Origin of the sequence: Marinobacter sp. W-8, from assembly GCF_044342215.1 — a bacterium.
In the GTDB taxonomy this organism is placed as follows: domain Bacteria; phylum Pseudomonadota; class Gammaproteobacteria; order Pseudomonadales; family Oleiphilaceae; genus Marinobacter; species Marinobacter nauticus.
Genome location: NZ_CP172297.1, coordinates 824,217 through 835,539 on the forward strand (window position 1 = coordinate 824,217; position 11,323 = coordinate 835,539).

An 11,323-nucleotide genomic window follows, 5' to 3' on the forward strand; every position below is an offset into this window, starting at 1 on the left:
CACCCTGGAAGACCAGACCACCTCCCTGGAATGGCCGGCCATCGAGCGGGTGCTCAAAGCCGAGCTGGGGGTGAGCCGGCTTTCGGAACTCGACATTGATCCTGAGCCTATTGGAGCCGCCTCACTTGGCCAGGTTCACCGTGCCGTGCGCCGTAGCGACGGGTTGGAGCTGGTGCTCAAAGTGCAGTACCCCGGTGTTGCCGATGCCGTGGACAGTGATCTGAACGCTGTAGCTCACCTGCTCAAAGTGGCGCGACTGGTCAGCTTCGGCCCTGAGTTCAACGACTGGCTGGAAGAAGTTCGGGAAATGATGCACCGGGAGGTGGATTACCGGCTTGAGGCCCGTACCACCGAAAAATTTCGCCAGATGCTCAGCCATGATGCACGCTTTGTGGTGCCCAGAGTGCTGCCTGAGTATTCAACCAATCATATTATTGCCTCGACCTATGAACACGGCCATTCCGTCAGTTCGGTGGCGGTTCGGGAGCTGTCATTGGAGCGACGCAGTGGCCTGGGGCAAGCGGCTCTGGAGCTGTTCTTCCGGGAATTATTCGAATGGGGCGAGATACAGACAGACCCGAATTTCGGTAACTACCGGATTCGGATCGCCGGCGAGCAGGGCGACGATTCGGAAACGGACCGGATTGTCCTGCTGGATTTTGGTGCCGTGCAGAGTTACTCGTCCGACTTTCTGGAGCCGGTGATCCAGATGATCAAGGCCTCCTACGAGGAGGATCTGGAGCAGGTTATTGTGGGTGGGATCGAGCTCAGATTCATGAGCCGGGACTGGCCGGCGGAAGTGTTGGACAAGTTTGGCAAGGTCTGTATGTCAGTACTGGAACCCCTGGCGAAGGACCGCAGCCAGTGGCCGGATTATGCCGTTAACAGTCATGGCCAGTATCGCTGGAAGCAGAGCGATTTGCCTTCGAGAGTGGCCAAGCAGGCGGCGCGGTCGGCTATCAGCCGGTATTTTCGGGTGCCTCCCAAGGAGTTTGTGTTCCTCAATCGAAAGCTGATCGGGGTCTACACGTTTATCGCGGTGTTGCACTCCGAGTTCAACGGCGAGGATCTGTTGAGAAAATACCTCTATGACGACGCCGGCGTTTAACCAGACGCGGTCAGCACTACCCAGATGACAAAGGCATAGCGAATCCCCTTGCCGATCCCCACCAGGACAATGAAATTCAGCCAGGGGACCCGCATAATGCCGCCCACCAGGGTCAGCGCATCGCCGCCGATGGGTAGCCAGCCCAGCAGCAGCGACCACTGCCCATAGCGATTGAACCGGTTTCGCGCCTTGTGTAATTGCAGTTCACTGACGGGAAACCAGCGTTTGTGCTTAAAGCGATCCACTTGCCGGCCGATAAGCCCATTAACCACTGACCCCAGGGTATTACCCATGGTTGCCCATAGCCACAACCAGAACAGCGGGTAATTCTGACTGACCAGAGTGCCAAGCAGTATTTCCGAATACGCAGGCAGTAGCGTTGCCGCGGCAAAAGATGTCAGGAACAGGGTCAGGTAGGCCAAAAACGCCTCCATGCTCTAGGATGTTGGTTAAGCCTCACAGAAAAAGGTTTCGATGTACATGAAACAACTCTCTCTGCGCGTAAAACTCTACGCCCTGGTGATTGCACTGCTGCTGACCATGGGGGTGAGTATTGTCATCACCGCCCAGCTTTCCCTCAGTTCCATGGAGGAACGGCTGACCCGGGAAACCCGGGGCACGGTACAAAGTATCGTCATGGATCAGCTTAGCGCTACCGCAGGGAAATACGGTGAGCTGGTGACCGGGGTATTCGAAACCGCCTACCAGACGCCTGAAGTAGTTCGGAGCCTGATTACCCGAAATATCGAAGCGGACAGTTCGGGACGGATCAGCCGGCGGGATCTGCAGGAAACTATTGGCACCGTTCTTGAAGAGCAGTCCCACCTGAGCTCGATCTACGCTCAGTTTGAGCCGGATGGTTACGACGGTCAGGACATCTACTTTACCGGCGGCGTGGAAGAACACAGCAGTGATGAGGGTACGCTGGAGATCTACTACTATCGGGACCGGGCCGGCAATGTGGTATTCAGCAGAACCGAAGACCCTGCGACCAAATACCTGGACAATCGGAATGAGTTCGGCATTCGTGAAGCCGAGTGGTATTTGTGTTCCCGCGATTCTCGGAAGCCCTGCCTGATGGAGCCCTACGACTATGAGATTGAAGAGGGCTACTCCGAGCTGATGACCAGCCTGGTGGTGCCGGTGATCAGTGACGGCGAGTTTGCCGGGGTGGTCGGTTCCGACATCAACCTGTCGACACTGCAGTCGACCATTGCCCGCGTCAGCGAGGAACTCTTTGACGGCCAGTCACGGGTCACATTGCTGAGCGAGAAAGGCCTGATTGCTGCTTCGAGTCATTATCAGGAGCATCTGGGCCGGCCACTGCGGGAAGCACTGCCGGATCTGGCTGGCGAATTTACGGCGTTGCACCGCAACGGAGGCAGCTTCGACAACGGTGAGATTCTCGCCGTGTCGTATCCCGTCAAGGTCGCGTTACCGGGCGCTGAATGGTCGCTGTTGATTGAATTGCCGCGCGATATCGCCCTGGCCAGTGTGAATGAAATAACGGCGTTGCTGTCAGACGAAGTAACCAGCACGGCCACCCGCCAAACCGTGGTGGGCATTGTGGTGGTCGTGCTTGCGATTGCCGTATTGGTGTTGCTGGTGCGTTCGGTTACCCGGCCGCTGGACGAAATCCGGAAGCGCATGCGCAATCTGGCCAGTGCCGAGGGCGATCTTACCCGTGAACTGGATATTGACACTCATGCCGAGCTGATTGACCTTGCTGGCGGCTTTAATGCCTTCCTGGCCCGCCTGAGGGAAATGATCAACGACCTTAAAGATGTGAATGCCCAGGTGCGGGGGCAGGCTTCGGATGTGGGCGCCATTGCACGGGATACCGATGAACAGACAGCCCGCCAGCATCAGGATATCGACAGTGTGGTGACCGCCATGAATGAAATGTCGGCGGCGGCGGGGGAAGTGGCCGGCTTTGCTGGCGAGGCAGCGGATAATGCCCGGGCTGCGCGGGATGGCATTAAATTTACCCAGGATACTCTGGGTACGGCGTTGCGGGGCGTGGATGCACTGGCCGGCGATATGGATCAGGCCAGCTCGGCTATTGGTCACGTGGCCCAGCGTAGTGAGGAAATTAACCGGATTCTGGAAGTAATCCGTGGCATTGCTGAGCAGACCAATCTGCTGGCACTGAATGCCGCTATCGAGGCTGCACGGGCCGGAGAGCAGGGGCGTGGCTTTGCGGTGGTAGCCGATGAAGTGCGCACGCTGGCGTCCCGAACCCGCGAATCCACGGACGAGATCAGTGGCATGATTGAGCGCCTGAAAGGCGACGTGGACGGTGCGGTAACGGTCATTGGAACCGGGGTGGAGCGAGCCACCAGCGCGGTAGAGGGAACCCGGGAAGCCAGTCACTCGCTGGCCACAGTGGTAGAGCGTATCGCCACGATTGTTGAACATGTCACCCAGGTGGCCACCGCCGCTGAGGAGCAGAGTTCGGTGAGCGAGGAAATTAACCGGAACCTGACCCACATCGGCGACGCAGCCAACGATCTGAGGGAGTTGGCGCAGCGGGTCCGTCAGAGTGGCGAAGCGCTCGATGGCCAGGTTCAGGTGCTGGATCGCGAACTGGGCCGCCTGAAAACCTGAGGCTGGCCCTTCTTCGGGCGATATCGGTATCGTCAGCTACTATCACGATCATGGCGAGGATCAATTTTCAATTGGTGCTCGCCATGCCATTATTGCGACATTATAAATGCGCTGAGTGCCAGCCACTCGCAACCCTTTGAGTCAGGAGGTATGTATGGAGCAGGTCACGATTTATGGCCGTTCAAGTTGTGGTTTTTGCGTTCGGGCAAGGGACCTGTGTGAATCCAGAAACATCCCCTACGTGTGGGTGGACATGATCGAAAAAGGCATGAGCAAACAGGACATTGCCGACCGTATCGGCCATCCGGTCTACACGGTGCCCCAGATTCTGGTGGGTTCCGAGTATGTGGGTGGTTTCGACGATTTCTCGGCGTATGTGCGCCGCCATGAGGCGCAAACGGCCAGTTAGGTCGCAGCCGTTTGTAGCGTAAAAAAGCCCGGCAATTTTGGCCGGGCTTTTTTGTAGGGCTGCAGGGCAGGATCAGAGTTCGAACTCGGTCCTCAGTTTCTTCTCCACCAGCTGGTTCTTCAGCTTGGCCACCCTGGGCAGACCGTCGTCAAACGGCGGGAAGCTTTCGCCGGCGATCAGCGGCTGCAGGTAATCCCGGCAATCCTGAGTGATGCCAAAGCCGTTGTCTGTGATGTAATGGATCGGCATTTTCTTTTCCTGGTTGGCGACCTCGCTGAGGTTGGCCTCGCCGATTGACCAGCGATAAGGCTTGGCCTGATCCCGCACGATGGTGGGCATCAGAGCTTGTTTGCCTGCCAGGGCCATTTCCACCGCAGCCTTGCCAACCGCGTAAGCCTGCTCCACGTCAGTGGCCGAGGCAATGTGCCTGGCTGCACGCTGCAGATAGTCTGCCACTGCCCAGTGGTATTTGTGGCCCAGGGCCTGTTTCACCATATTGGCCAGGGCCGGGGCAACACCACCAAGCTGGGTGTGGCCGAAGGCATCCTTGGCGCCGGCATCGGCAACGAAGCGGCCGTCTTCGTATTGGGCGCCTTCAGACGCCACCACCACACAGTAGCCGTAATCCCTCACGCACTGATCCACCCGCTCCAGGAATTTCTCCCGGTTGAAGGGAATTTCCGGGAACAGGATGATGTGAGGCGGTTCGCCCTCGCCCTGTCCGGCCAGCCCACCGGAGGCTGCTATCCAGCCGGCGTGGCGTCCCATCACTTCCAGAATGAAGACCTTGGTGGACGTTTCACACATGGACTTGATATCCAGGCTGGCTTCCAGGGTGGACGTGGCAATGTACTTGGCCACGGAGCCAAAGCCGGGGCAGCAGTCGGTGAAGGGCAGGTCGTTATCGACGGTCTTGGGCACGCCGATGCAGGTGATCGGGTAACCCATGCGGTCGGCCAGCTGGGAGACCTTGTAGGCGGTATCCTGGGAATCACCGCCGCCGTTATAGAAGAAGTAGCCTATGTCGTGGGCCCGGAACACTTCAATCAGGCGCTCGTATTCGCGCTGGTTCTCGGAAATATTCTTGAGCTTGTATCGGCAGGAGCCGAAAGCCCCGCCCGGCGTGTGGATCAGGGCCTGGATGGCGTCGTCAGATTCCAGGCTGGTGTCAATCAGCTCTTCTTTCAACGCGCCGATGATGCCATTACGGCCGGCATAGACCTTGCCGATCTGGTCCGGGTATTTACGTGCGGTCTGGATAACACCGCAGGCACTGGCATTGATAACGGCGGTGACCCCGCCAGACTGGGCATAAAATGCGTTCTTGATAGCCATCTCGGGCTGAAGCCTCCTGCTGGTTCAATGATGGCGCAGATGATACGCCAAACACCGCGGTTTTTCATGAGCATATGCCGGCTCTTGACCGCGCAGAAAGTATGGTAGAGGCTTGGCAGGTTTCAAACCGGAGGCACAACCTTAATGCATATACATATTCTGGGCATTTGCGGCACGTTCATGGGCAGTCTGGCGGTGATCGCCCGGGAGCTGGGGCATAAGGTGACTGGTTCGGACCAGGGTGTTTATCCCCCCATGAGCACTCAGCTGGAGGCCCAGGGCATTGCATTGACGGAGGGTTACCGTCCCGAGAATCTGGAGTCGAAACCGGATCTGGTGCTGATCGGGAACGCCATGTCCCGGGGCAATCCAGAAGTGGAAGCAGTGCTCAACCGGCGCATTGATTATATGTCTGGCCCTGAATGGCTTGCCCGGGAGGTCCTGCGCCACCGTTGGGTGATGGCCGTAGCCGGTACCCATGGCAAAACCACCACAACGGCCATGCTGCTGTGGATTCTCGACCAGGCCGGCTTTGATGCCGGTTACCTGATAGGCGGTGTGCCCCAGGACTTTCCGGTGTCTGCCCGGCTGGGCAGCAGTGATTTCTTTGTGATCGAGGCGGATGAGTACGACAGCGCGTTCTTTGACAAGCGCTCCAAGTTTATCCACTACCGCCCGAATACCCTGATTCTGAATAACCTGGAATTCGACCACGCCGACATTTTCGAAAACGTGGAAGCCATCGAGCGTCAGTTCCACCACCTTGTGCGTACCGTACCGTCTCAGGGCCTGATCATTCGACCTGCCCTGGACAGCCACCTGGATAATGCCCTGGAGATGGGGTGCTGGAGCCCGGTGCAGGATACGGCTATCGGCAGCGAGATCAGCCGCACGGCGGACTGGCGGGCAGAGCTTCTGGCTGAGGACGGCAGCCGCTTCATGGTCATCCACCATGAGCAGCCGGTGGCGACCCTGAAATGGAACCTGACCGGCTTGCACAATGTACGTAATGCCCTGTCGGCGATTGCCGCTGCCCGTCATGTGGGCGTTACGCCTGACCATGCGGTGGCGGCGTTGTGCCGGTTCTCTGGAGTCAAGCGCAGAATGGAGCTGGTGGGCGAAATCGGCGGTGTGCGCGTATACGACGACTTTGCCCATCATCCAACCGCGATTGCGTCCACCCTGGAGGGGTTGCGCAACCGGGTGGGGGATGAGCCAATCCTGGCCATTATCGAACCCCGCTCCAATACCATGAAGCAGGGTGTGCACAAGCAGACGCTGATTCCGAGTGCCGCACTGGCAGACCGGGTGCTCTGGGGTAATCTCAGTGATATGGACTGGTTGCCGGAACTGGTGGGGAGCTGGCAGGCGGAACATGGTGAGCTGGATCATCACAGGGTGGAGGCGTCGGTGGAGGAGCTGATTGAGAAGGCCCTGGAGGGACTGCCAGAGACCTGTCATATCGTAATCATGAGTAATGGCGGTTTTGGCGGCATTCATCGGAAACTGGTGGCGGAACTGGAGAAGCGTCGTGGCTGAACAATCACCGGTTGTTAATCTGGCGTTTACCGGCGCGTCGGGAGCCCAGTACGGGCTTCGTCTGTTGCAGTGCCTGGTAGCCAACGGTTGCCGTGTGAACGTGATGATCAGTAAGGCCGCCCAGGTGGTGATCGCGACTGAAACCGATTTTCGGCTGCCGGGTTCTACGCCTGCCATGGCAGAGGCCTTGTCGGACTTCGCCGGTGCGCAGCCCGGTCAGGTGCAGGTCTTTGGCCGGGAGGAGTGGTTTTCTCCACCGGCTTCCGGTTCCGGCGAGAAGGCGCCGCTGGTGATATGCCCCTGCAGCACTGGCACGCTCTCGGCTCTGGCGACCGGGGCCAGCAATAACCTGATCGAGCGCGCCGGCGATGTGGCCCTGAAGGAGCGCCGCAAGCTGATTCTGGTGTTACGGGAGACGCCCTATTCTGAGGTACACCTGGAAAACATGCTCAGGCTTACCCGCATGGGTGCGGTGATGATGCCGGCGAGCCCCGGGTTCTATCACAACCCGCAGTCGGTGGATGATCTGGTCGATTTCATGGTTGCCCGGATTCTCGACCACCTGGATTTTCCGCAGACCCTGGTACCCCGCTGGGGCGAGAAGAAAGCCGACTGACCCGTTCCGGGGCGATGGTTTTGGCCAAAACGATTGATGGTTTTCACCATTGAGCGAAACCCCACCCCGCCACAGACTTGCTGAACACAACGATAAACCAACCCGTTCACCGAGGTTCAGCAATGATTCCACGTACTCTGTTCGATGCCGATCTTGAAGGCTTCCGGGACTCCGTTCGCAAATTCCTGGAACAGGAAGCCGCTCCGTATCACGACCAATGGGAAAAGGATGGCCAGGTCAGCCGGGAGCTCTGGAAAAAAGCGGGCGAGCTGGGGTTCCTATGCCCCATGCTGCCGGAAGAGTACGGCGGTGTGGGGGCCGATTTCCGTTACTCGGCGGTGATCATGGAAGAAATCTCCCGGGCCGGATTGTCCGGCATTGGCTGGGGGCTGCACTCCGATATCGTGGCGCCCTATATCCTGAACTACGGCTCGGAAGAGCAGAAGCAGAAGTATCTTCCCAAAATGGCATCAGGTGAAATGATCACTGCCATCGCCATGACCGAGCCTGGGGCAGGTTCCGATCTTCAGGGCGTGAAAACCACGGCCATCCGCCAGGGTGACCATTACATTCTGAATGGCTCAAAAACCTTTATCACCAACGGTCAGCTAGCGGATCTGGTGATTGTTGTTGCCAAGACTGACCCCAAAGAAGGTGCCAAGGGCACCAGCTTGTTGCTGGTCGAAACCGCTTGGGAGGGCTTTGAAAAGGGCCAGAATCTGAACAAGGTGGGCATGAAGGCCCAGGATACCTCTGAGTTGTTCTTCCAGGACGTAAAAGTTCCGGCAGATAATCTGTTGGGCAGCATGGAAGGACAGGGCTTCTTCCAGTTGATGCAGGAGTTGCCGGCAGAGCGGCTTCAGGTGGCTCTGACCGCCGTCGCTGCCGCCGAGGCCGCCTGGCAGTGGACCCTGGATTACGTGAAAGAACGCAAAGCCTTCGGTAAACCGGTCATCGCGTTCCAGAACACTCGTTTCAAGCTGGCCGAGCTGAAAGCCGAAATCACGGCAGCCCGTGTCTTTACAGACCGCTGCCTGGAGCTGCACCTCGACAAGAAGCTGGATATCCCGACGGCGGCCATGCTCAAGCAGCACACCACCGACCTTCAATGCAAGGTGATGGACGAATGCGTTCAGCTGCACGGTGGCTATGGCTACATGTGGGAGTACCCGATTGCCCGGGCGTGGGCCGATTCGCGCGTGCAGCGGATCTACGCCGGTACCAACGAAATCATGAAAGAAATCGTGGCGCGGTCGTTCTGACGAATTGCCCCGATTTGCAGGCCCCGGCACATTCCGGGGCCTGCTCGTTACCAAACTTTACAAATTGCCAAGCCTGTCAAGGTCTCCCGGCGGCACATCTCCTAAAGTAGCGGCACAACCTCTAACAAGGATAAATGGTTGCCGCGATGAAACGTCTGATCAGTGTTACCGTTCCTCTGCTGTCACTTGCGATCGCCGGCTGTGGCGATGAATCCGATGACCTGCCGGTTGATGGCCGGGAGTTCGATGGTGTTACCTACAGCGAGCGGGCGCCCTACAAGGGGCGTGTGATCGACGGATACCTCAACAATGCCCGGGTCTGGCTGGATCTTGACGACAATGGCCAGTACACCGCAGGGCCGGTGGAGATTGAGCTGGACAGCGGTAATACCCACATACTCGAGGACGGCGAGCCAACCGTGATGAGCGGTCCCGGCGGGCGGTTCTCCATGGATGTTTCCGCACTGGATGTTCCGCCATCCATCGGCGCAAACCTGGACCCCAGGGATTATCCGCTTTATGCCCTCGCCATTCCCGGGCAGACCCTGGAGGAGCGAAGCTACGGCGATGAGCCGGTCAGTCGGGCGTTTTTGATGTCGGCAAGTCCCGGCGTCACCAATATTACCCCACTGACTACGCTGGCCCGCTTCCGGAGCCTGGCCGGGCAGTGGAATACTGAAAATCCGATTCCGGATAACCGTTTTGCGGATCTGGACGGTATCAATCTGTGGAAGGACTATATCCTTGCCAATGACGACCGCGCTCACGCCTATGCCCGGGCGCTGGCGCGTTTCATGGGCAGCCAGATTCCTGATGGCTACAACGATTACCTGGCAGGGAATGGCAGTGACGGCAGCGAGGCCAGCCTGTTACCGCGTGACGGAGTGTACCTGCTTGGCTATTCCGTGGTTCAGAACGTTGATGAGATTATTGCGATTGTCGATGCCGCTGTATCCGGTGGCAACTACGGCAATGTGGATACCGATACGCTGGTACTGCCGGATGTTGATGTGGAAGTCAGCAATCCCAGGCTGCTGGTCAGCCAGCGGATTTCGGCACGGCCAACCCGATCAGACACGCTGCCCACCAATACCTCGGATCTGGGCGCCTCGGCAGAGTTATCGTTTGAATACAGTGAGGGTGGCAGGCTGCTGGCTGTGTCCAGCCGGGGCTGCATAGGTATTTCGCTGCCTGAGATGGTCCGCTTGTTTCAGGCCGATGGCTATATGACCAACCTGAAGACCCAGTGGCTGCCATCGTCCTCCCTTTCACCTCAAAGTGCCGTCTGGTACGACAGGGAGGGCGTGCACGAGCGTCTGGAGTTTGCGTGGGAGAATGGCACGGCCAGTCTCGATACCGTCACCACGTGTCACGAGCAGACGCTCGGGGTAACGCCAGGGGGAACCGAGCTGGATGGTATCAGTGACATCAGTTGGGTTTGGGATGAGCAGACCGGGACTCTGCTGGAATCCGTGCCCGATAGGGCTGACCGCGAACTGAAGGTTGAGTCGGCCAATTCTCCAGCGGAAGTCCTGGATGGCGAACAGCCGCCACTGGATCTGGTGAGTGGGTATCAACTTACCGAAGGCGGTGTTCTGGAAGCAGGTGTTCAGTTTACAGGTGGAGGAGCCACCTGCGCGCCGCAGGGTGTTGCGCCAAACGATACCGAGCGCAACGGCCAGTACGCGACCCGCCTGTTTCCCTTCTCGTTTACCAGTGATGTTGCCGCCTCCGATCTTTTCGGGGCCGGCGCCTATGAATACGATATTGATGATCGCAATGGCGTCTCTGTTGCCCGCTTGCTCCGGTTCCCGTTCCTGGATCGGGCGACCGAAAATCTGCCAGAAGTGGATTCCGCGAACGGAGCGTTCCAGTGGCAGCTGTTTTACGACGCACTGAACGGCGATGGCCTGGATCCTCAGCGCCCGAACCTGCTCAAGACCGCTTATCTGGTCGATTTCCTGGCGACATCTGAGTGCGGCGACGGCCCTCTCGACCGGCCGGGCCGGGCGTATGCCACAGTGGAGTACGAGTACCAGACCCTCTCGGACTATCTGTTGGACAAGCTGTCGGAGTAAGGCTGTTAGCGGGAAGGGTGATAGATGGTTGGTCTGTCGCCCTTTCAGGCAGCACAAAATGCTCGGCTTCAATACGGCGAATTGAACGTAAGGCCTTGCTGATTTTTTCGGGGATTTTGGTTTCGTATGCCATTTTCTGGGGAAGAAAATGGTGCCGAGGAGAGGACTTGAACCTCCACGGGGTTGCCCCCACTAGCACCTGAAGCTAGCGTGTCTACCAATTTCACCACCTCGGCAGGTGATTTGCAGATTCGCGTTTAGTTTATTGAAAACTGAGCGTTTCTGCCAGTGGTGAGGAGTTGCCCCTCAACCGATGGCGCGTACTTTAATGATTCGCTCGGGAGCTGTCAAACATTTTTTTCAAAAAAA

The 11,323-nt window shown here is 58.1% G+C and carries 8 protein-coding genes, 1 tRNA gene and 1 pseudogene; 7 read left to right on the top strand and 3 right to left on the bottom strand.

What is annotated here, in order from left to right; translation table 11 throughout:
* Positions 1–16: 16 nt before the first annotated feature.
* Positions 17–1,108 (top strand): annotated as a pseudogene (locus ACF8YQ_RS03770) (ABC1 kinase family protein); the annotation flags it as partial.
* Here ACF8YQ_RS03770 and ACF8YQ_RS03775 read toward each other — a convergent pair.
* The gene (locus ACF8YQ_RS03775) at positions 1,105–1,530 is read right to left on the bottom strand and encodes a YqaA family protein (protein WP_226597617.1); all 426 of its coding nucleotides are present in this window, start codon (positions 1,528–1,530) and stop codon (positions 1,105–1,107) included. The pseudogene ACF8YQ_RS03770 and the gene ACF8YQ_RS03775 overlap by 4 nt on opposite strands.
* A gap of 58 nt (positions 1,531–1,588) precedes the next feature.
* Here ACF8YQ_RS03775 and ACF8YQ_RS03780 point away from each other — a divergent pair, with 58 nt between their 5' ends.
* Entirely contained in the window at positions 1,589–3,715 is a 2,127-nt protein-coding gene (locus tag ACF8YQ_RS03780; protein ID WP_396622625.1) for a methyl-accepting chemotaxis protein, read from the top strand.
* Positions 3,716–3,869: 154 nt separating this feature from the next.
* A complete protein-coding gene (locus ACF8YQ_RS03785) occupies positions 3,870–4,124 on the top strand; it encodes a GrxA family glutaredoxin (RefSeq protein ID WP_011785863.1) in 255 nt (84 codons plus the stop codon).
* A gap of 72 nt (positions 4,125–4,196) precedes the next feature.
* Here ACF8YQ_RS03785 and ACF8YQ_RS03790 read toward each other — a convergent pair whose 3' ends face one another.
* Positions 4,197–5,459: a 6-phosphofructokinase gene (locus ACF8YQ_RS03790; protein WP_396622626.1), complete on the bottom strand. Its 1,263-nt coding sequence runs from the start codon at positions 5,457–5,459 to the stop codon at positions 4,197–4,199.
* A gap of 144 nt (positions 5,460–5,603) precedes the next feature.
* Here ACF8YQ_RS03790 and mpl point away from each other — a divergent pair, with 144 nt between their 5' ends.
* The 4 genes from mpl (at position 5,604) to ACF8YQ_RS03810 (ending at position 10,954) form a co-directional block, all read left to right on the top strand.
* Positions 5,604–6,998, top strand: a complete 1,395-nt coding sequence (mpl, locus tag ACF8YQ_RS03795; RefSeq protein ID WP_396622627.1) for a UDP-N-acetylmuramate:L-alanyl-gamma-D-glutamyl-meso-diaminopimelate ligase — start codon at positions 5,604–5,606, stop codon at positions 6,996–6,998.
* Positions 6,991–7,614, top strand: a complete 624-nt coding sequence (locus tag ACF8YQ_RS03800) for a flavin prenyltransferase UbiX (protein WP_014420676.1) — start codon at positions 6,991–6,993, stop codon at positions 7,612–7,614. The genes mpl and ACF8YQ_RS03800 overlap by 8 nt, the downstream gene beginning before the upstream one ends.
* 122 nt (positions 7,615–7,736) lie before the next feature.
* Positions 7,737–8,876, top strand: a complete 1,140-nt coding sequence (locus ACF8YQ_RS03805; protein WP_014420677.1) for an acyl-CoA dehydrogenase family protein — start codon at positions 7,737–7,739, stop codon at positions 8,874–8,876.
* A 146-nt stretch (positions 8,877–9,022) separates the two neighbouring features.
* Complete coding sequence (locus tag ACF8YQ_RS03810) at positions 9,023–10,954, top strand: hypothetical protein (protein ID WP_396622628.1); 1,932 nt, start codon at positions 9,023–9,025, stop codon at positions 10,952–10,954.
* A gap of 149 nt (positions 10,955–11,103) precedes the next feature.
* On the opposite strand, the gene ACF8YQ_RS03815 is transcribed toward ACF8YQ_RS03810, so the two are convergent.
* Positions 11,104–11,190: transfer RNA gene (locus ACF8YQ_RS03815), tRNA-Leu, on the bottom strand.
* Positions 11,191–11,323: the final 133 nt, after the last annotated feature.

Coding starts and splice junctions, on each gene's coding strand:
- ACF8YQ_RS03780 (WP_396622625.1), top strand. CDS start 1,589: ATGAAACAACTCTCTCTGCGCGTAAAACTCTACGCCCTGGTGATTGCA.
- mpl (WP_396622627.1), top strand. CDS start 5,604: ATGCATATACATATTCTGGGCATTTGCGGCACGTTCATGGGCAGTCTG.
- ACF8YQ_RS03810 (WP_396622628.1), top strand. CDS start 9,023: ATGAAACGTCTGATCAGTGTTACCGTTCCTCTGCTGTCACTTGCGATC.
- ACF8YQ_RS03790 (WP_396622626.1), bottom strand. CDS start 5,459: ATGGCTATCAAGAACGCATTTTATGCCCAGTCTGGCGGGGTCACCGCC.
- ACF8YQ_RS03785 (WP_011785863.1), top strand. CDS start 3,870: ATGGAGCAGGTCACGATTTATGGCCGTTCAAGTTGTGGTTTTTGCGTT.
- ACF8YQ_RS03805 (WP_014420677.1), top strand. CDS start 7,737: ATGATTCCACGTACTCTGTTCGATGCCGATCTTGAAGGCTTCCGGGAC.